The sequence below is a fragment of the Gemmatimonadaceae bacterium genome, from assembly GCA_020852815.1.
Taxonomy (GTDB): domain Bacteria; phylum Gemmatimonadota; class Gemmatimonadetes; order Gemmatimonadales; family Gemmatimonadaceae; genus SCN-70-22.
On the sequence record JADZAN010000032.1, the window covers coordinates 25,185 to 45,725 of the forward strand.

At 69.0% G+C, this 20,541-nt stretch carries 18 protein-coding genes; 4 read left to right on the plus strand and 14 right to left on the minus strand.

Going from position 1 to position 20,541, the window contains the following annotated elements; genetic code table 11:
• Positions 1-473 precede the first annotated feature (473 nt).
• The 13 genes from IT359_16640 to IT359_16700 form a co-directional block, all read right to left on the minus strand.
• Positions 474-1,826: a glycine--tRNA ligase gene (locus tag IT359_16640; protein MCC6930618.1), complete on the minus strand. Its 1,353-nt coding sequence runs from the start codon at positions 1,824-1,826 to the stop codon at positions 474-476.
• Between the two features lie 57 nt (positions 1,827-1,883).
• Positions 1,884-3,743, minus strand: a complete 1,860-nt coding sequence (locus IT359_16645; protein MCC6930619.1) for a glycosyltransferase family 39 protein — start codon at positions 3,741-3,743, stop codon at positions 1,884-1,886.
• Entirely contained in the window at positions 3,727-4,731 is a 1,005-nt protein-coding gene (locus IT359_16650) for an MBL fold metallo-hydrolase (protein ID MCC6930620.1), read from the minus strand. The genes IT359_16645 and IT359_16650 overlap by 17 nt, the downstream gene beginning before the upstream one ends.
• Positions 4,732-4,754: 23 nt before the next feature.
• The gene (locus IT359_16655) at positions 4,755-5,792 is read right to left on the minus strand and encodes a YpdA family putative bacillithiol disulfide reductase (GenBank protein ID MCC6930621.1); all 1,038 of its coding nucleotides are present in this window, start codon (positions 5,790-5,792) and stop codon (positions 4,755-4,757) included.
• A gap of 9 nt (positions 5,793-5,801) precedes the next feature.
• Positions 5,802-7,097, minus strand: a complete 1,296-nt coding sequence (locus IT359_16660) for an adenylosuccinate synthase (protein MCC6930622.1) — start codon at positions 7,095-7,097, stop codon at positions 5,802-5,804.
• Positions 7,098-7,257: 160 nt separating this feature from the next.
• The gene (locus IT359_16665) at positions 7,258-8,385 is read right to left on the minus strand and encodes an ABC transporter permease (protein MCC6930623.1); all 1,128 of its coding nucleotides are present in this window, start codon (positions 8,383-8,385) and stop codon (positions 7,258-7,260) included.
• A 3-nt stretch (positions 8,386-8,388) separates the two neighbouring features.
• Positions 8,389-9,531: an ABC transporter permease gene (locus IT359_16670; protein MCC6930624.1), complete on the minus strand. Its 1,143-nt coding sequence runs from the start codon at positions 9,529-9,531 to the stop codon at positions 8,389-8,391.
• The gene (locus tag IT359_16675; protein MCC6930625.1) at positions 9,528-10,271 is read right to left on the minus strand and encodes an ABC transporter ATP-binding protein; all 744 of its coding nucleotides are present in this window, start codon (positions 10,269-10,271) and stop codon (positions 9,528-9,530) included. Before IT359_16675 ends, IT359_16670 begins: the two co-directional genes overlap by 4 nt.
• Positions 10,268-11,206 (minus strand): ABC transporter ATP-binding protein, encoded by a 939-nt coding sequence (locus IT359_16680; protein MCC6930626.1) that lies wholly within the window; start codon positions 11,204-11,206, stop codon positions 10,268-10,270. The genes IT359_16675 and IT359_16680 overlap by 4 nt, the downstream gene beginning before the upstream one ends.
• Positions 11,203-12,120 (minus strand): HlyD family efflux transporter periplasmic adaptor subunit, encoded by a 918-nt coding sequence (locus IT359_16685; GenBank protein ID MCC6930627.1) that lies wholly within the window; start codon positions 12,118-12,120, stop codon positions 11,203-11,205. Before IT359_16685 ends, IT359_16680 begins: the two co-directional genes overlap by 4 nt.
• Before the next feature lie 6 nt (positions 12,121-12,126).
• Positions 12,127-13,485, minus strand: a complete 1,359-nt coding sequence (locus IT359_16690) for a TolC family protein (protein ID MCC6930628.1) — start codon at positions 13,483-13,485, stop codon at positions 12,127-12,129.
• Positions 13,482-14,135, minus strand: coding sequence for a TetR/AcrR family transcriptional regulator (locus IT359_16695; protein MCC6930629.1), 654 nt, complete (start codon positions 14,133-14,135; stop codon positions 13,482-13,484). Before IT359_16695 ends, IT359_16690 begins: the two co-directional genes overlap by 4 nt.
• A gap of 67 nt (positions 14,136-14,202) precedes the next feature.
• Positions 14,203-15,198 carry a dienelactone hydrolase family protein gene (locus tag IT359_16700; GenBank protein MCC6930630.1) on the minus strand — a complete coding sequence of 332 codons (996 nt, stop codon included), beginning with the start codon at positions 15,196-15,198 and terminating at the stop codon, positions 14,203-14,205.
• A 438-nt stretch (positions 15,199-15,636) separates the two neighbouring features.
• On the opposite strand from IT359_16700, the gene IT359_16705 reads away from it, so the two are divergent.
• The 4 genes from IT359_16705 to IT359_16720 all read left to right on the plus strand — a co-directional run bounded on the left by IT359_16705 (position 15,637) and on the right by IT359_16720 (position 19,790).
• Positions 15,637-17,946 carry an RNA-binding transcriptional accessory protein gene (locus IT359_16705; protein MCC6930631.1) on the plus strand — a complete coding sequence of 770 codons (2,310 nt, stop codon included), beginning with the start codon at positions 15,637-15,639 and terminating at the stop codon, positions 17,944-17,946.
• A gap of 92 nt (positions 17,947-18,038) precedes the next feature.
• Positions 18,039-18,605, plus strand: coding sequence for a hypothetical protein (locus tag IT359_16710; GenBank protein ID MCC6930632.1), 567 nt, complete (start codon positions 18,039-18,041; stop codon positions 18,603-18,605).
• Entirely contained in the window at positions 18,602-19,174 is a 573-nt protein-coding gene (locus tag IT359_16715; GenBank protein MCC6930633.1) for a GNAT family N-acetyltransferase, read from the plus strand. The genes IT359_16710 and IT359_16715 overlap by 4 nt, the downstream gene beginning before the upstream one ends.
• A 73-nt stretch (positions 19,175-19,247) precedes the next feature.
• Positions 19,248-19,790 (plus strand): hypothetical protein, encoded by a 543-nt coding sequence (locus IT359_16720; protein ID MCC6930634.1) that lies wholly within the window; start codon positions 19,248-19,250, stop codon positions 19,788-19,790.
• Between the two features lie 106 nt (positions 19,791-19,896).
• Here the strand turns inward: IT359_16720 and IT359_16725 are convergent, their stop codons facing one another.
• A complete protein-coding gene (locus tag IT359_16725; protein ID MCC6930635.1) occupies positions 19,897-20,394 on the minus strand; it encodes a DUF1269 domain-containing protein in 498 nt (165 codons plus the stop codon).
• Positions 20,395-20,541 lie beyond the last annotated feature (147 nt).

Consider the following 20,541-nt stretch of genomic DNA (forward strand, 5'->3'; position numbering starts at 1 on the left):
CGGTGGGCAGGTGTCCGTCGTGGCATTCTGAACGCATCCAGCTGCAACGGTGACCGTACGCGAACGTGTCGCCTGCACGGCGCTGGCGGCACGAACTGCGAGACGCGCCGCAAGCCCCGGTTCGAGCGACGGGACCGTGTATAACGTTCGGGTGCGGCTGGACGTTCGAACCCGATTGTTCGACCTCGATCCCTCGGCTCGTCAGCAGTGTGGTCGCATCTCCATCGTGCGCGGCGCAGGCGTCGATGCGAATACTCCGCGCGAATCGCCCTCTTTCTCCATCGGGCGCGCGAGATCAACGGCAGCGAGCGTATCGAGCCGCTCGACTCGGCACCAGCGGTGGAATGTGAGCGCTCTCATGTCCGCCGGACCTCGCGGGCACGTCGCGAGTGGGACGGGCCTGAGCGATTGCACCGGGCGCCACGTCCGCAGTGGACGTGGCGCCCGGTGCCAGCGCGTGAAAGCGTTAGGCGTTAGGCGCTGTGCCCGGTGCGTGCGGCGATGTACTCGCGGGCGGCGGTGGCGGCAATGCGCTCCTGCGCCAGCGTGTCGCGGTCGCGCACGGTGACCGTGCCGTCGGTCATCGTCTGCCCGTCGATCGTGAGGCAGAACGGCGTCCCGATCTCGTCCTGGCGCCGATAGCGACGCCCAATGGCCCCGCTTTCGTCGAGAAAGACGGGGAAGTGCGGGCGCAGCTCGTTGGCGAGCTTCTCGGCGAACTCCGGCATCCCGTCCTTCTTGGTGAGCGGGAAGACGCCGGCCTTGATGGGGGCGAGCGACGGAAGGAGGCCGAGGACGACTCTTCCCTCTGCCTCACCGGGGACCGCCTCCTCGCGATACCCGTTCACGAGGACGGCGAGCGTGGTGCGGTCGGCGCCCACCGAGGTCTCGACGACAAACGGGACGTAGCGACGATTGCTCACCTGGTCCACATACTCCAGGCGCTTGGACGAGTACTCCTGGTGGCGCGTGAGGTCGAAGTCGCCGCGATGATGGACGCCTTCGATCTCCTGGAAGCCCAGCGTCCCGCCAAAGTCGAACTGGATGTCGAAGGCGGCGCGCGCGTAGTGCGCCAGCTCCTCCGGCGTGTGCTGGTGGAAGAGGAGGCGGTCCGGCTGCAACCCTAACGACTGATGCCAGGCCATGCGCTGCGCCTTCCAGTACTCGAACCACTGCATGTGGTCCGACTCCGGATCGACGAAGAACTGCATCTCCATCTGCTCGAACTCGCGCGTGCGGAAGATGAAGTTCCCCGGGGTGATCTCGTTGCGGAACGCCTTGCCGATCTGGGCGATGCCGAAGGGGACCTTTTGCCGCGACGCCTGCTGCACGTTGAGAAAGTTGACGTAGATCCCCTGCGCCGTCTCGGGGCGCAGGTACACCACCGCCGCCGATTCCTCGACCGCCCCCATGAACGTCTTGAACATGAGGTTGAAGTTGCGCGGCTCGGTGAGCTGGCAGTCGGCGTGCTCCCCGGGATGCTTGCTCGGCTTTCGCGGGCATTGCGCATCCTCGAGTTTGTCGGCGCGGAATCGCGCCTTGCACGCCTTGCAATCGACCATGGGATCGGTGAAACCGGCCACGTGTCCCGACGCTTCCCACACACGCGGGTGCATGAGGATGGCCGCGTCGAGCCCCTCGATGTCGCCGCGGGCGCGGACCATGGCGTGCCACCACCGGTCCTTGAGGTTCTTCTTCAGTTCGACGCCCAGCGGACCGTAGTCCCACACCGAGCCGGCCCCTCCATAGATCTCGGAGGACTGGAAGATGAAGCCGCGCCGCTTGGAGAGCGACACGAGTTTTTCCATGACGTCGGGGTGGGGCATAGGGCAATCAGGGGACAGGAGACGGACAATGGCTCAGCGACCACGCAAGGTAACCACTCACGGCGTCGCCGGAGAGCGTGGACGGAGCCGCGGTATCGCCTGCACCGCCAGCATCGCGAGCACGACCACGAAGGGCACCAGCTCGATGTTGTGCCGGGCCGTGAACTCGTCCAGCGACGCGGACGCCAGCAGGTAGCTGAGGGGGACCCAGGTGAACGCACCCACGAAAGTGGCCGGCGCCACGCGATACCCGACGATGGCGCCGAGGACGGCCAACGCGCAGAGTGGCCACCAGAGCGCGAGATAGCTGGTGCGCTGGCTTACGCGCCAGCCAAGCCCGCTGGCGGTGTTTCGCAACACAGGCGACGACTCGGCAGGCGATTCCCAGCGCGTGGTCCCCCACGGCACATCCTCCTCACTCGCGTCGGCCACGAACTCACGCCAGGCCAGCGGCGGAATGCCGGCGGCGAAGCGCCACGGGTTGGAGCGAATCGACTCGATCGACACCTCGTACAGCAACCGGGAGACTTCTGGCTCACTCATGGTGGAGAAGGCCGGATGTGTGGTCACATGCCACCATTCCATCGAGCGCGGATCGTCGTCACCCAGCATCGACAACAGGCGCCGCGTGGCCGCTGCGTCGGCGGCAACGATGTCGCCCTCGGTGACCGCGCGATTGTAGAGGTGAAGTCCGGCGGAGTACGTCAGTTGTGTTGTGCCGCTCCGCGCCCAGTTCCAGGCCATCGGGGCGACAACCACGAGTCCGGACACACCGAACGCCACGGCCAACTGTCGATAACGACGTGGCGCGCGGAGCTGCAAGGCAACCATTGCGGGCGCGACGGCCCCCAGCGGCACGACGCGCAACAAGCCTCCCCATCCGAGCAACAGGCCGCTGGCGATGGGCGCGAGGAGCCCGGATGATTCGGCCGATCGAATCGCAAAGTGGCAGGCTCCGATCATCGCCGCGAGCGTTGCCGACTCGGAGAGGATCGTCTGCGCTGCGGTCACGACCGGAACGAGCAGTCCCGTGAGGAGTGCACCGAGCAGCGCGAGTTCCTCGTCGACCACGCGCCGAAGAATGCCGTAGGTCCAGATGGCGCCGGCAACGATCATCACGTGCTGTAGCAGCGTCACGAGCAGTCCGAAGCGTTCGCCAGACAGCGATTGGGCGAAGCCGAGGAGTAGCGGATACCCCGGCGGAAAGTACGCCGCGACTCCCTCGCGAAGTGCCGCCAGGCTCTCGAGGTATCCCGGCGTGTCATCCTCGACGCCGATCGCTTGCGTTGCCCAGAACACCAGGTGGTGTGCAGCGAGCATCGCCAGCAACCAGGGAGCGGTCCTCCCGCCAACTCGCCACGCGCCGAGCGCCCACGTCAACCATCCGAGGGCGAGCAGCGTGACGCCGAAGATCCACCACGACGGCGCCGTTGGAGGCGCTTCGAGGAGGAGCGAATCGTCGAGCGTCGAGAGGGAGGTCGACGACAGTTCAACTCCATCGCGCGCGACGCGAATGTCGCCGTCCCACGGCAACCCTTGCAGCTGGAGGAGAAAGTGACTCCCGTCGAACTCCAGGACGGATGACGCGGCGTCGGCGAGCGGGACGAGGGTGGTGGCCTGGAAGTTCTCCATCTCCACCACCTGCCATCCGACGCGCGACTCGAGCTCGTCCAGGCGTATGCGCCGACCGTCCACCACGAGCGTTCCCACCCTCAGCGCACCGGGCGCGCCAGGCTCGGTCGAGTCGGGCGAGGGCGTGGTGGGCACTGCCGTCACGACGAAGTGGCCCCAGGGCGCCTCGGTGACGCTCAGCGAACGACGCGCGCTCTCGCTCACGAAGAGGATCGTGAGGATGAGGATGGCGAGTCGCAGAGTCGCGCGCGGCTGCGATCCCGCGTCGCTACCGCTTTGCGTCATCGCCAACGCCCAGCTCGCGATACCACGCCGCGAAAGCGCGCTCGAAGAAGACCTTGTTGAACAGCGCCCACTCGCCTAACGCGGGCGAGAGGGTGAACGCGGCGGCCGCCTCGGCAACCGGCGTTCCCTTGCCGTGTGCGGCGCGCGCCGCCTGCTCCACCTCGCCAAGCATGGCGAGATAGCGCCCCACGTCGGCGTCGGTCGCCACGCCGCCGTGGCCGGGGACGTAGGTCGTTTGCCGTTCGCGGCGCAGCGCGCGCGCCGCCAGTGCGAGTCGCGTCGGCGTGGCGTCGACAAAGTTCGGGAACATCGCGTTCCACACCAGGTCACCGGTGAAGACGACCGACGGATCGTCGACTTCCACCGAGACGTCGCTCGCGGTGTGCCCGTCTCGCCTGACGAGTCGCACAGTGCGGCCCCCCAGGTCAACCGTCGTCGAGGACTCGGCGAGCCTGAGCGCTCCCGTGAGGGCCGCTTTCCGCTCCTCGTCGGGGGCGGCGGGCGGGGTGGGCATCGCCCTGAAGAGCGAGGTCAGCGACTCCTCGGTGACCAAGGTGCGCGGCATCGCTCGGGCGTTGGCGTCATCACGGTAGCCGGCGACGCCGCTGGAGTGATCGGCGTGGTAGTGCGTGACGACCAGGTGCGTCGGCCAGCGCCCCGTCAGCTGCTTGGCCTGCCTGGCGAGCCACGCCGCCCCGCCCGGTGTCATGAAGCCCTCGATGGCCAGGACTCCGCTGCGCCCGGCGATGATCCCACCGTTGGCCACCGTGTCGCGCGCACCGGTGAGCGGCGTGGAGATGAGCGCCCAGATCCCGTCGGCGACTTGCTCCAGCCGCCCGAACGGCTCCGTGGTTACCACCGGTCCGCGTGCCTCCTGCGCCCACAGGCGCCGCAGCGCGTGGGGCGCAACGGCGGCCGCCAGCGCCAGGTGCGCCGTGCACGAGGCGCCATCGATCAGGAACGTCCGCCGCGAGACCGGTCGATGCATCGTTGCCTTCCTGCTCCCGTTGCCTAGGTATCCAGCTCCCTGCTCAACCGAGGTGCAGCCGGCGGCGCCTCGCCCTTGAGCCGCGCGGCAATCGCGTCCCCGTGAAAGCGCCCGTTCTCGATGAAGACCTTGTTGGCGTCGAAGCCCGCCGTCACCACGCCGGCGATGAAGAGGCCGGGGACGGTGGTCTCCAGCGTCTCCGGGGTATGCGACGGGATCCCGGTCGCCGCGTCGGTCGGCACCCCCGCACCGCGCAGCAACGCCATGTTGGGGGCAAAGCCGGTGAGGAGGAAGACGTGATCGGCGGGGATGGACGTGGTGGCGCCATCCGCAGTCGCGATCTCCACCGCCTCCGGCCGAATCTCGACCACACGCGAGTTCCAGCGCGCGTCGATTGCCCCTTCGGCAATCCGGTTGTTGAGGTCGGGGAGAATCCAGGGTTTGATCTTCTTGTCGAAAGCGGGGCCGAAGTGCACGAGCGTCACCTGCGCACCGGCGCGCCACAGGTCGAGCGCGGCCTCGGCCGCCGAGTTGCCACCGCCAACGACGACCGCCCGCTGCTGGAAGGCCACGTGCCCTTCACGATAGGCATGGGAGACGTGGGCGAGTTCCTCACCCGAGACGTTGAGCCGGTTGGGTGAGCCCCAGTAGCCGGTCGCGACCACCACCGCCTTGCAGGCAATGGCGTGCGCGGTGCCGCTGCGCTTGCGCGTGCGCACGGTGAACTGTGGGGCCGCCCCCTCGATGGCCACCACGCGCTCGAACTGGCGCACCGTGAGGTCGAAGTGCTGCACCACCGCGCGATAGTACGTCAGCGCGTCGCGCCGCGTGGGCTTGGCATCGGAGATGACGAACGGCAGCCCACCTAACGACAACTTCTCGGCGGTCGAGAAGAAGGTCGCGTAGGTGGGATAGTGCGTGATCGAGCTGGTGACGCACTCGGCGTCGACCACGAGGACGCGGTAGCCAGCGCGCTCGAGCGAGATGGCGGCGGCGAGCCCGCAGGGGCCAGCCCCCACCACCACGACATCGGTCGCGTCGTCCTGCCGGCGATCGGGCATCGGCATCGGCTACCCCTGCCCCGCGGCGGTGTCAATGATCTGGTCGCGACGCGTCCCCACCGAGACAAAGCGCACCGGCGATTCCACGAGCTGCTCCATCCGGTCCAGGTAGGTGCGCGCCTCCGTAGGCAGGTCGGCCAGCGAGCGCGCGTCGGCGGTGGAGCGCTTCCACCCCGGGAACCACTCATACACCGGCTCGATCTGGTCGAGCACCGTGATGTCGGCCGGGAACTCGTCGTAGCGCGTGTCGCCCACGCGATAGCCGGTGCAGATGGCCAGCTCCTCGAGCGTATCGAGCACGTCGAGCTTGGTCACGGCCAGGGCAGTGAGCCCGTTCACGCGCACGGCGTAGCGCACCACGACGGCGTCAAACCATCCGCAGCGGCGCGGACGCCCGGTCGTGGCGCCGTACTCGTTCCCCAGCGTCCGCACGCGCGACCCCAGCGGCTCGGCGAACTCGGTGGGGAGCGGGCCGTTGCCCACGCGCGTCGTGTACGCCTTCACCACGCCTAACGCATGGTGCAGCGCCGTGGGGGCAATGCCCGCGCCGGTGGCGGCGCCACCCACGGTCGTGTTGCTCGACGTCACGAAGGGATACGTCCCGTGGTCCACGTCGAGCAGCGAGCCTTGCGCCCCCTCCAGCAGGATGGCCGCCCCCGACCTGGTGGCGCGATGCAGCAACAGTCCCAGGTCCTCCGACAGCGCGGTGAGGCGCGGCGCCAGCGCGCCCAGCCGGTCCATCGTCTCCTCGACCGAGGCGCGCTTCGACGACCCGAAGTGCTCCAGGCGCATGTTGGCCGTCTCGACTCCCATCTCGACCAGCGGACGCAGGCGGTCCATGTGCTTGAGGTCGACGACGCGCACCCCGCGCCGCCCAGCCTTGTCCTCGTAGCACGGGCCAATGCCGCGCCCCGTCGTCCCGATCGCCTTCGACGCCGCACTCTCCGAGTCGACCAGCTTGTGGTACGGCATCACCAGGTGCGCGCGATCGGAAACGTAGAGGCGCCCCTCGACATCGATCCCGTCCTTCACCAGTTCGTCAATCTCCGTAAAGAGCGTCTCGGGATCGAGGACGACGCCGTTGCCAATGGCGCAGCGCACCCCCGGGTGCAGGATTCCGGAGGGGATCTGGTGCAGGACAAACGAGTCGTCGCCGATGTGCACGGTGTGCCCGGCGTTGGCCCCCCCCTGGTAGCGCACGACCCAATCGGCCTTCTCGGCGATCACGTCGACGAGCTTCCCCTTCCCTTCGTCGCCCCACTGGGCGCCGACGACCACGATGGTGCGCGTCTTTGAATCGAACATGGCTGCTGCCTGGCAGGAGGGCGCGGGCCGGGATCGCCCCTAGGGCGGCACGGCGAGGCGGGACACAAAAAAACGCCCCCGCGCGCAAGCGGGGGCGTTGGCGAAAACTACCCTCTGGAGGGCGGGAGTCAACGACGAATTCCGCCCGCTTCCCACGCGCTCAGTGCGCCTGCTTGGAATACTGGCGCACCGCCAGCGCGAGAATCGCCACGCCGCCCACCGCCAGCCCCGCCAGCCGTGCCGCCACGAGCTCGAATCCCGCCCCGCGCACCAGCACCGCCCGCATGATCCAGACGAAGTGCCGCACCGGATTCGCCTCCGCGACGAGCTGTGCCCAGCGAGGCATCGATTCGACCGGCGTGAACAGTCCGCTCATCAGGAGATAGATCATGATGATGAAGAAGGCGACGAACATCGTCTGCTGCTGCGTGTTGGTAAAGGTCGAGATCCAGAGCCCCGTGCCGAGCGTCACGACCAGGTAGACCGCGGCGGACACGAAGATCAGCGGGACACTCCCGCGCATCGGGATACCGAACGCCACGCGACCGAGTGCCAGCCCGATGGCGAAAATCAGAAGCGCGAGGATCCAGAAGGGGATGAGCTTCCCGGCGATGAACTGCGTCTTCGTGATGGGGGTGACATTGAGCTGTTCCAGCGTCCCGATCTCCTTCTCGCGCGCGATGTTCTGCGCGGTGAGCAGGAGGCCGATGATTGTCACGAGCGAGACCATGATCGCCGGGACCATATAGTGCTTGTAGTCACGCGTGGGATTGAACCACCCCTGCGCGCGCAACTCGAGCGGTGCCGCGCGCACCACGCGTGCGCTCACCGGCGCGGGCATGGCGAGCGAGAGGTCACGCGCGAAGGCGGCGACGACCGATTGCACGCCCGTCTGCACGATGCCGGCCACGGCGCCTTCCTCGGCGTTGATTTGCAGCTGAACCGTGGCGTGCCGCGCGCGCGTGAGATCGCGCTCGAAATCGCGCGGGATGCGGAGCACCGCCTTGGCCTGGCGATCCATGAGCAGTTCCTCCACGCCGCGCGCGTCGCTGCTGGCGCGCACGATGCGAAAGCGCTCACCGCCTTCCAGCCGCATGATGAGCCGCGCCGACGATGTGCTGCGATCGTCATCGACCACCGCGAGCGTGGTGCGCGTCACGTCGAACGTTGCCGCGTGCGACAGGATCAGCAGCTGCATGACGGGGATGAAGAAGATCTGGAACACCGTCGCGCGATCGCGGAAGATCTGCAGGAACTCCTTGCGGACGAGGAAGAAGATGGTGCGCATCGCTCAGTCCAGTCGGATGGCCAGCCGCTTGGCGCCGGCGGTGAGGAGGAGCGCGGTCATGCCGAGGAGGATGAGCGACTCCTGCCAGAGGACCTCCAGCCCTGCCCCCTTCACCATGATCCCGCGCACCACGAGGAGGAACCATCTCCCGGGGATGATGTTGGACACGACCTGCAGCGCCACGGGCATGGAGTCGATGGGGAAGATGAAGCCCGACAGCAGGAGCGTCGGCATGAGGAGCCCGGCGAGCGCGGCGAGCATCGCCGTGCGCTGGGTCTGCGCGACCGACGAGATGACGATGCCCAGCGAGAGCGAGGTGACGATGTACAGGAGGCACTCCGTCAGGAGCAAGGTGACGCTCCCGCGCAGCGGCATGTGAAAGACGGTGCGCGCGGCGCCAAGGACGATGAGGACGTCGACGAAGCCAAGGACGACGTACGGGGCCACCTTGCCGAGGACGATCTGGAACGGGCGCAGCGGGGAGACGAGGAGCATCTCCATCGTCCCCATCTCCTTCTCGCGCGTGATGGAGATGGCAGTCATCATCGCCGAGACGATAGTGAGGATGAGGGCAATGAGCCCGGGGACGAAGAGGAAGACGGACTCCAGCGACGGGTTGTAGCGCATGCGCGAGGCAATGTCGATGCGCGCGCCGCCAGGGAGGGCGCGGACCTCCTCGGCGTGCCACTGCAGCAGCACCGCACTGGCGTAGGCCTGCATGATCGACCCCATGTTGGGATCGGCCGCGTCGGTGACGAGCTGGATCGCCAGCGGTTGGCTTTCGGTGAGCAGGCGCTCGGCGTCGACCGGGAGGACGATGGCCTGGCGCACCGACTGGTCCTTGAAGCGCTCCTCCACGTCACGGAGGCGTGGCACGGTCGCTTGCAGGATGAGGCGGTCGGAGGCGGCAATGCGCTCGGCGAGTCGCCGCGTTGCGGCGCTGGGGGTGGGGTCGACGATGACGACGCGAATGTCGCTCACGTCGGTGCGCACGGCGAAGCCGAACAGGAGGAGCTGGATGAGCGGCATCGCGACGAGGATGAGGAGCGTCTGCCAGTCACGCAGGACGTGGAAGACTTCCTTGCGCACGAAGCCGACAAAGGCGCCAGCGCGCGCGCGGGCACCGGTGAGCGGGGGCGAACTCATGCGGCCCCAGGTCGCGTGAGGCGCAGGAAGACTTCGTCGAGCGAGTCGGCATCGAAGGCGCGCTTCACCTCACCCGGCGTTCCCATCGCGGCAATGGCGCCATCGACCATGATCGAGAGGCGGTCGCAGTATTCCGCTTCATCGAGGTAGTGCGTCGTGACGAGCACCGTCGTCCCGCTTGCGGCTGTCTCGTAGATCATCTCCCAGAAGCGCCGCCGCGTGATGGGATCGACGCCGCCCGTGGGTTCGTCGAGGAAGACGACCCTGGGTTGGTGGAGGAGGGCGACGGAGAAGGCCAGCTGCTGCTTCCAGCCTAACGGGATGCGCCTGACGAGTTCCTTGCGGGCGTGTTCGAGCCCGATGCGGCCCAGGAGCGTGTGCGTGCGCTCGGCGATTTGCGCGTTCGAGAGCCCGTAGATCCCGCCAAAGAGCGTGATGTTCTCCTGGACGGTGAGGTCGTCGTACAGGGAGAAGCGTTGCGACATGTAGCCTATGTGGCGGCGCACCTGCTCGGCGTGCGACGCGATGTCGAAGCCGGCCACGGTGGCGCGCCCGAACGTCGGCTCGAGGAGGCCGATGAGCATGCGCATGGCGGTGGTCTTCCCTGCGCCATTGGCACCGAGAAAGCCGAACACCTCGCCCTGTGCCACGTGAAACGTTATGGCGTTCACCGCGGTAAACGATCCGAAGCGGCGCGTGAGGTCGAGGGCGTCGATGGCGTTGGGGACGGGAGTGGTCATGCGGCATCCTCGTGCAGCATGTGCCACATGAAGGCGTCCTCGATGGAGGCAGCGGTCGCGCGCACCTCCAGGTCGTCCAGCCCTGCCTGACGAGCGAAGGCGCGCACCTCGTCGGCGATGACGTCTGGCGGCAGGTCGGTGCGCGCGTCGGTGTAGTGCGCCACTTCGCCAAACGGCCAGACCGCGGCGGCATGCGGGAAGCGCCGCAGCACCTCGAGGACGCCGAGCCGGTTGGGCGATCGCACCGCGAAGAGCGGGTTCGGGTACGCGCGCTCCACCGCCGACGGCTCGTCGATGAGGAGGATCCTTCCCTTCTGCACCAGCGCCACGCGGTCGCAGCGTGATGCTTCGTCCATGTAGGGGGTCGAGACGATGATCGTCAGCCCGCCGGCGCGCAGCCGGTCGAGCAGGTCCCAGAACTCCTTGCGCGAGACCGCGTCGACGCCGGTCGTCGGTTCATCGAGAAAGAGGATGTCGGGGGCGTGCACGAGGGCGCAGCAGAGTGCAAGCTTCTGCTTCATTCCCCCGGACAACGCCCCCGCCCGGCGGCTGGCGAACGGTGCCAGTTGCCGCCAGATCGGTTCAATGATGCGCATCCCCTCGTCGATGCTTGTCCCGAAGACCGAGGCGAAGAACTGCAGGTTCTCGCGCGCGCTGAGGTCGGGGTAGAGCGAGAAACGACCCGGCATGTAGCCCACCCGCGTGCGCAGCTCCCAGAGGTCACGCACCACATCGAGTCCCAGCACCGACACGCTCCCCGTATCGGGCACGAGCAGCGTGACCATCGTGCGGAAGAGCGTCGTCTTCCCCGCCCCGTCGGGGCCGATGAAGCCGAACAGCTCGCCCGGCGCCACCTCGAACGACATGGCGTCCACGGCCACGACGTCGCCGAATCGCTTGCTGAAGTCGCGCGCGACCACCGCTGGCGCGTTCACTTGTCTCGCCCCTGGGCATTGGTCGCCGTCACCGGCGCCAGCACGACTTCCCCCGGCATTCCGATACGGAGGCGGCCATCGCCGTTAGGCACCGCCACCTTCACCGCGTATACCTGCGTGGTTCGCTCGTCGCGCGTCTGGATCGGCGTCGGCGTGAACTCGGCCGACGCCGCGATCCACGTGATGCGTCCGGGCACGAGGCGTAGCGAGTCACCACCGGCGTCGACCCGCACCTGCACCGCCTCACCGAGCGCGAGCTGCGCCAACTGCCCGCCGCTCACGTAGGCACGCAGCACCAGCGTGTCGAGCGCCGCCATCTTGAAGAGCGGCGTCCCCACCTGCACGAACTCGCCGGGCTCGACAAAGCGCGCGAGGACGGTCCCAGCCAAGGGCGCGACAATGCGGCTGCGGCGGATCTTCTCGTCGATGGAGGCCACTTGCGCCTCGATCGACGCCACGTCGCGTGCGATGGTCGCGCGTGTTGCCGACGTCCCTTGCAGCTGCTCGCGCAGGACCTTCGCGTCGCGCTCGGCGCGGTCGCCCTGCTGCGCCGTCGCGGCCTTGGCGGCCAGCAGGCGCTGCGTGCGCTCCAGCTCGCGATCGGCGATGACGCGCTGCGTCTCGAGCGTGGCGGCGTTGGCGTCGACCTCGCGGAGCCGGGAGCGCGAGGCGTCGCGGCGCGCCAGCAGCTCGGCGCGCTGCAGCGACAGCGTCACCGTGTCGACGAGGCCGACGTCTGCCTGGGCGTCGAGGCGCGCTCCCTCTTCGGCCGACAGCCGCAACACCCGCCCGCTCGCTTCGGAGGAGACGGTCACTTCCGTCGCCTCGAAGTTGCCGTAGGCGTCGGCAGCGTCCTGCTGGCACGCCCCCGCGACGAGGAGGGCACCCACTGCAATCACGTGAAGTCGGGACATGACGGACTATGGCTGGAGGGAACGCGGGGCCAGGCCCAGCGTGGTGAGATAGCGGGCCTGCGCCTGGGCCAGCTCGGCGCGGTGCCGTTGCAGTTGCAACGTGGCTTCGACGACGTCGGTGCGCGTCTCCACATACTCCGCGCCGGTGATGGCCCCCTCATTGAACTGCGCGCGCGCCTGCACCTCGATCGACTGGCGCAGGGTGACGAGCTGCGCATCGCTCGCCAGGGCATCTCGCACCCGTTGCATGTCGGCCAGGTCGGACTCCACGGCGCGCGCAAGCTGCTCGGCGAGGGCGCGTTCCTCGGTGGTCACGATGCGCTGTTGCAGCCGCAGCCCCTCGGCGGCGCGTTGGGCGCCACGCCACGTCCACGGACGCCACTCCACACGCACCCCCGCCATCCAGAAGCCGTCGGGATCGGTGCGGAACTGGTTGAGGCCGGGGCGTCCCACCCCTCCCTGCCCAAAGGCGAGGACGCGCGGGCGGTTCTCGACATTCGTCAGCGCCGCCTCGCGGTCGATGCGTTCGCGCGTGCGCGCGAACTGCGCGAACTCGGGGCGTGCGCGCAAGGCGTCGACCCGCCCCTCGCTTCGCGTGCGGTCCACGTCGGCGGCGTAGTCGGGAAGGGCGAGAATCGTACCGTCGGCGATCGTGCGTCCGGTGAGCCGCTCCAGGACGGCGACCGACGCGCGCCGCGCGGACAGCGCCTCGTCGCGCGCCATGCGAGAGCGCAACTGCTCGGCCACGATGGCCGACGTGTCGCGCGGGAGCGCCGCACCATTGATCACGCGCGCGCGCGCCAGTTGCAACCGCGCATCGAGGTCGCCCAGCAGCGCGTCGAACTCCTGCGCCCGCTCCTGCAACAGGTACGCCGAGAAGAAGGCGCCATTCACCTCGCCGCGCAGCCGGTACAGCGTCGCATCGACCGCAGCCGCCGACTCCGCCACGCGTGCGCGCTCCACCGACTGGCGCGCCGCGATCGAGCCACCGTCGTACAGCAGCTGGCTCACGTCGAGCGTGGTCTGCCAGCGGTCCTTGGGCAGGACCGGCATTGTCGCGTTGGGGAGCTTGAGCAGGAGCTGCGTCACGTCGCTCTGGTGCGACGCACTGCCGTTCAGCGCCAATTGCGGGCGTCGCTCCATGTCCAGCGTGGTGAGGCGGAGCGCGCTGGCGTCGCGCAGCAGCTCGCGCTGGCCGGCGCGCGGGTCGCGCTGCACGGCGGCGTCCTGCAGGGCCGAGAGCTGCAACGTGTCGGGCGCCTGCGCCGCGAGTGCGTGCGGCGCCGTGGACGAGAGCGCCGTGGCCACGAGCAGCGCGGCCCAGCGCCGCGCCGCGTGCGAGCGGAATGAACGGGAGATACTCACGGGCGTAGCGACGCGAGGATGAGTGAGGGGAGGAGCCGGCGCCGCTCCTCGACAAAGGCGGGAAAGCGCCGATCGTCGAGCCGGAGCATGGCCGTGAGCATCGGTCGCGCCATGAAGGGAAAGACCAGCAGCGCCATCAGGTTGACGACAAACACTTCGACGCTGATGGGGCGCATGCGTCCTGCGGCGGCCTCGGCGTCGAGTTGCTGTCGCAGCGCCTCCAGCGGCGGTCGGCCGCGCGCGGTCATGAGCGTGGGCAGTCGATCGGGCTCGGTGTACATCTCCGAGACCACATAGCCGGCGAGGTACGGGCGCGCGGAGTGGAAATCGGTCTGCTCCTGCACCAGGGCGTGGATCTTGTCGTGGAGCGAAATCGCCGGATCGCCGAGCAGGGAGAAAAGCCTCGGCATGAAGTCAGCGATGGCCTGCGCGAAGACGGCGTCGGCGAGCGTCGCCTTGGTACTGAAGTAGTAGTGGAGGAGCGCCTTGTTGACGCCAGCCTCGCGGGCGATGTCGGCGGTGCGCGCCTTGGCGGTTCCCTGCGCCAGGAAGACGCGATGCGCGGCGGCGAGAATGCGTTCGCGCGTCTCGAGGTCGGCGAGCGCCGCGTTTGATCCGTTACGCGCCGCGTTCGAGCCGCTGCGCGCCACGTTCGAGCTGCTGCGCGCGGGCGTCGCGCGAGTCCTCTTCGGTGCCGCTGCCTGCCGACGAGCCATGTCAACCTTCTGGTTTAACCACGCGGTTAAGTCTGGCGGCCGTGCGGTCGGCGCGCAAGGGGGCGCTGGCACGACGGAGCCCATCCTCGGGATGCGCGGCCTGCAGAAACTCCATCGCCCGGCGCATCGCATCGGGAACGAGCGCGTCGTCGAGCGAGTGGTCGCCTCCGGGAATCACGACCAGGGCGTGCGGCGCGCCGAGGCGAGAGAGCACGGTGTCCACGCGCCACGCCTCCTCCACCGGGACCACGTCGTCAACGGCGCCATGCAGGAGGAGCGTGGGCGGCATGCGGCGCAGCGCCGGCGCGAGCGCGGGAAAGAGCCCCCCCGAGAGCACGACCAGGCGTCGCACGCGCGCGTCCTCGTCACCGAGCGCGAGCGCCAGGAAGCCGCCGAGCGAGACACCGAACGCATCGATGCGCGACGAGTCGACCGCCGCATCGCCGCGCACGAAGGTCACGGCATCGCGCAGCGTCGCGGTCCATTCCGGATAGGTGCGATTCTCGTACGCGTCGTCGGTGCGCGCGTCGCCGGTGCGGTCGAAGTAGTGGATCACATAGGCGACGTAGCCCTGCTCGGCGAAGGCGTCGGCCCACGTGCGCACCGTCGCGCCGCTGCGCCCCAGGACTCCAGCGCTGGAATGCAGGACGAGAATCGCCGGATGATGCCGGCGTCGCGCCAGGTGCAACAGTCCGCCCGCGTCGGGAGCGAAGCGCTCCACGGCGATATGCCGTCCGCCACTCGTGAACCCCGTGTCGATTCGCGTGACGTGCGGCGATGGCTCCCACCCCCAGCGCCCCATCCCTCCCACCGTCTCGATGATCGCTCCGCACCCAGCGACGCCGGCCACCAACGCGAGCGCCGCCCAGCGCCGCCACGCCGCGCGCGGCTCCGCTGGTCGCGAAACACCGCGCGCGTCGTGTGCGTCGCGCGCGTCGCGTGCGTCGCGTGCGTCGCACGCGAATCGGACAATGGCTTTCAGCGGCAGTGAATGCATCGTATCGCGTGCAACGGCGTCACGTCGTCTCACGATCTTCCTGCATGAGACCAACGATCACCCCTTTCGTTCGGGGCGGGAGCGCCAGCGCGTGCCTAAGCCTTCGCAAAGGTCGGCCGCGCGTGCCACTCGCCCGCCATGCGCGTTCGACCTGCGCGTTCGACCTGCGCGTTCGACCCGCGCGTTCGACCCGCGCGTTCGACCTGCGCGTTCGACCCGCGCGTTCGACCTGCGCGTTCGACCCGCGCGCAACCCGCAAGCTCGCCTCATGGCGATTCGCACATCGCGATTCCCTCGACTGTCAAGCCGTTGTCGGCGCGCCGCCGACCGTTCACCTTGCGCGCTCCCTCGGTGACCTGCGCAGCGAGGGAGCGCGAGCAGACCACCGCTTGCGGCTGAGCTCGGCCCAGCACGCAGTCCGACATCCTCCCGATTCCAATGGCAGCGACCACCGCTCCCGCCATCATCGCCCGCGTCGCCAAAGACCTCTCGCTCAACCTCGGTCAGGTCGAGCGTACCCTCGCCCTCTTCGACGAAGGCAATACCCTTCCCTTCATCGCGCGCTATCGCAAGGAAGTCACCGGCGGCCTCGACGAGGTGCAACTCCGCGACGTTCGCGAGCGCTCGGACTACCTCGCCGAGCTCGAGGAGCGACGCGCCGCCATCCTCAAGAGCATCGACGAACAGGGCAAGCTCGACGACGTCCTGCGCACACAGATCAACGGCGCCGAGACCAAGCAGGCGCTGGAGGACCTCTACCTTCCCTTCAAGCCCAAGCGCCGCACACGCGCCATGATCGCCCGCGAGCGCGCTCTCGCCCCACTCGCCGAGCAGCTGTGGAGCGGCGCCCTCGACGACGCCGGGGCGCTGGATGCCGCCAGTGCCTATGTGAGCCAGGAGCGCGAGGTGCCGGACGTCGACGCCGCGCTCCTCGGTGCGCGCGACATTCTCGCCGAGCAGGTGGCCGAGGATGCGACGGTGCGTGGTTGGGTGCGTGAGATGACGCGCGCGCAGGGAGTCGTGAAGAGCACCGTGCAGCCGGGCAAGGCGAGCGATGCCTCGAAGTTCAAGGACTATTTCGACTACAGCGAATCGTTAGGGACCATCCCCTCGCACCGGATGCTCGCCATCAGGCGCGGCGAGGCGGAGGAGGAGTTGCTGTGGCGCATCGTGGCCCCGGTGGATGCGATCGTCACCCGGCTCACGCGCGACATCCTCGACGGCCGCCGCGCCACACAGCAGCTCACGCTCGTGGCCAGCGACGCGTACAAGCGATTGCTCGCCACCGCCATCGAGGTCGAGTTGCGCCTCGAGCTCAAGTCGCGCGCCGACGACGAGGCCATCACGATCTTCGGGCGCAACCTGCAGCAGCTCCTCCTCGCTTCACCGGCTGGTGAGCGGCGCGTGATTGGCCTCGACCCGGGTTTCCGCACGGGGGTCAAGGTCGCGGTAGTGACCGCGACCGGCGCACTCGTTCACACCGACACGCTCTATCTCCACCAGGAGGACCGGTTTGCCGGGGCGATTCGCGCGATGGTTGCGCGCTTTGCGCCGGAACTCATCGCCATCGGCAACGGGACGGCGTCGCGCGAAACGGAGACGTTGACCAAGGCCGCGCTGCGCGAGCTCGATCCGCCGCGCCCACAAGTGGTGGTGGTGAACGAGGCCGGCGCGTCGGTGTACTCCGCCTCCGACCTGGCGCGGGGCGAGTTCCCCGAGCTCGACGTCTCGCTGCGCGGCGCCGTCTCCATCGCCCGCCGGCTGCAAGATCCGCTCGCCGAGCTGGTGAAGATCGATCCCAAGTCCATCGGCGTGGGACAGTACCAGCACGACGTGAACCAGCCGCGCCTCAAGTCGCGCCTCGACGAGGTGGTGGCCTCGTGCGTGAACCGTGTGGGCGTCGAGGTGAACACGGCGTCTGCGGCGCTCCTCGCGTACGTCTCCGGGATCGGCCCGTCGCTCGCCCAGTCCATCGTGGCACTGCGCGACCAGCGCGGCGGGCTCAAGTCGAGGGGCGAGCTGCGCGAGGTGCCGCGCCTCGGCGCCAAGGCGTTCGAGCAGGCGGCGGGGTTCCTGCGCGTGCGCGGCGGCGTGCACCCGCTCGATGCCAGCGCCGTGCACCCCGAACGCTACGCCCTCGTCGAGCGCATGGCCTCCGACCTTGGTGCCGACGTCGCCACGCTCATCGGGAACGAGTCGCTGCTGGGGACCATCGAGTTGCCGCGCTACGTGTCCGACGACGTGGGGCTCCCGACGCTGCGCGACATCATGGATGAGTTGCGCAAGCCGGGACGCGATCCACGCGACGCCTTCGAGCCCCCCGCCTTTCGCGACGACATCCAGAAGCCCGAAGATCTCGTGGCGGGGATGGTGCTCGAGGGAGTGGTGACGAACATCGTCGCCTTTGGCTGCTTCGTCGACATCGGCGTGCACCAGGACGGGCTCGTACACGTGAGCCAGCTCGCCGACCGGTACGTGAAGGACCCCAACGACGTGGTGAAGGTTGGGCAGAAAGTGAAGGTGACCGTGCAGTCGGTGGACCTTGCGCGCGGCCGCATCGCGCTGACGATGCGGAGCGATGGACGGCCGGCGGCGCACGGCGGGGGAAAGCCTCCCGCTGCCGGGAGACGCGATACCCCACCCGCCAAGCCGGCGGCCGCTCCCGGCAAGCCGGCGACGATTCCCGGCAAGCCGGTGACGATTCCCGGCAAGGGGCACGTGGCACCGAACGGCATGCGCTTCAAGTGAGCGCGCGAGCGTGGCGAGGGTGAGGGCACCTTGGCGTGTGGCCGGGTATCAGTCACGATTGATGGTGCCTGGCCACCCCACACCCCATCTCGATGCGGTTCCTACGCCTCCCATCCTCGTTCGCCGCGCTGCTCACCGTCACGGCGTTTGCCTCCGTCGCGTGCCTTGCGCCCGAGCGCGCCGGGGCGCAGTCGCTCAACGCGACCGTCGTGCTCCCCGGCTTTCGCGGTGTAGTCCGCATGGACACGGTGGCGCAGGGTCCAACGGCCGTGCGCGGGTCACCGGCGGCGGTCTTCACGGCACTGCGACGCGCGCTCGACTCGCTGGGCGTTGAAGCGTCCGTCGCCGACTCGGCAGCGGGGTTGGTGGGCAACCTCGGGCTCAAGGTCACCAAGCGATTTGCCGGCAAGCAGATGTCGACGTGGGTGGATTGCGGCATCGGGCACACCGGCCCCACCGCCAACGCCTACCGCGTGAACATGGCGATCCTCGCCGGCGTGGCGCCCAGCACTGACGGCGGATCGAACGTCCGCATCGCGGTCGCCGCGGGGGCGCAGGCGTACTCCGGCCCACTCGGCGACCCGATCGCCTGCGAGAGCACCGGCGCCATCGAGCGACGAGTCCTCGAACTGGTGCGCGCCGCGACGGGCGGGGCATGAGCCAGCCGCCGGCGTCCGTTGCGGCTGGCGGCGCGCACGACGGCGGCGCGCGGATCCGGCGCGCGGCACGCGCCGATGCGGCCGCCCTGGCCGCCCTCGCCGCGCGCACCTTCGACGAGACCTTTGGCGCCAGCAGCAGCGCCGAGGACCTGGCGTTGCACCTGGCGAAGTCGTACGGCGAGGCGCGGCAGCTCTCGGAGATCGAGGACCCGGCGTGGGACTCGCTCCTGGCCGAAGCCGGCGGGACGCTCGCCGGCTTCGCGCAGCTGCGCGTGGGGGGCACCCCCGACAGCGTGACGCAGCCGCATCCGGTGGAGTTGTACCGTTTCTACGTCGACCGTCCGTGGCACGGGCGCGGCGTGGCCCAGGTGCTGATGGCCGCCGTGGTGGAGGCGGCGCGAGATCGCCACGCCGACGCGATCTGGCTCAGCGTGTGGGAGCACAACCCGCGCGCCCAGGCCTTCTACGCCAAGTGCGGCTTTGCCAAGGCGGGCGAGAAGGACTTCGTCGTCGGGACCGACGTGCAGACGGACTGGGTGATGGTGTGCCCGCTGGCATCCGATCGGTAGCACGCACTCTTGCCGAGCGCCCCGGTTTGGCGTTCGATTCATCCATCGCCCACTTCACTCAATCGTCACGACCGTGCGCCTTCACCCGCTAGCCCTCGTCGTAGCCGCCGCCGCGATCGCCGTGGCCGCCCCGCGCGCCCACGCGCAGGTGCGCGTCCGCATCGGCATCATCGGTCACGACGGCCCCGTGGCCGTCGACTCGCTGGCGACCGCCATCTCCATCGCCGCGCCGCGCGCCGTGGTCTTTCACCAGGCGGCGCAGGTGTTCGCCGAACTCAAGGTGCAGGTCGACGCGCGCGACTCGGTGCGCGGCATGGTCGGCATCACCAGCTCGCCCAAGATGCGTCAGTTCGCGGGGCGTTCCATCTCGCGGTGGCTCAACTGCGGTTCCGGGATCACCGGCTCCAACGCCGACAACTGGCGGGTGTACATCACGGCCTACGCCTTCGTGGACGCCGCCGACTCCGCCACCACCACGTTGCGCCTGGCGATGGTGGGAGGTGCACAGGACGTGCAGGGGACGTCGACCGAACCCGTCGCCTGCGGGAGCACCGGCGGCTTCGAGACGATGTTCGCCGACCGGGTGAAGACGCGCATCGCGCAGGGGCTCCCGTGATCGCCTGACCAGGCGTGCATGATGCAAGAGGCGCCGGTGCGATTGGTTCGCGCCGGCGCCTCGTGCATCTTCGTGGTCGCGGTTCTGTGCGTTGCGTTGGGCCCGTTCAGCTCGCGCCGCCGCCGCGCATCCGCTCGATCGCGGCCGCCAGGTCGGGCTCGAAGCCGCTTCCGATCACCACGCCTCCGCCAGCCGCAATCACCTGTTCGGCGTGGGCAAGATCGTCCTCGCGCACCAGCGCCACGATCATCGAGGCTCCCATCTCCAGCCCGCTCCCAAGCTGGCGCAGCGTGTCGTCGGGAAAGCCGGCGTCGATGAAGTAGGCGGCCAGCCCCCCGGCCAGCGCTCCCACGACGGGACCGATCCCCGGGAGGACGATGGCCGCCAGGGCGCCAACCGCCGCACTCTTGCCGATCCCCCAGTCCTGCGTCTCGTGGAAGCCGACCTTGCCATCGGCCTCGCGCTCGATCAGCGCCACATTGCCGAGCCGCGCGCCAGCATTCTTGAGTTGGTCGAGCCCGCTCTTCGCGCCCCCCGCCGTGGGGTAGCGTGCGATGACGATCTTGCGGGAAACGGACGGCGGGGTGGGAACTGGGCTGCTCATGACAGGCTCCGGCGAGGATGATTCCTATATCGCACCTGCGCGCCATCCGTGCAACCGTCGGTGTCGTCGCGCATGGCGAGCGGAATGGAGCCGCGATAACGTTCGAACCTGCCGGCGCCACATGCGTTGACCTCGCCTGGCCACCCT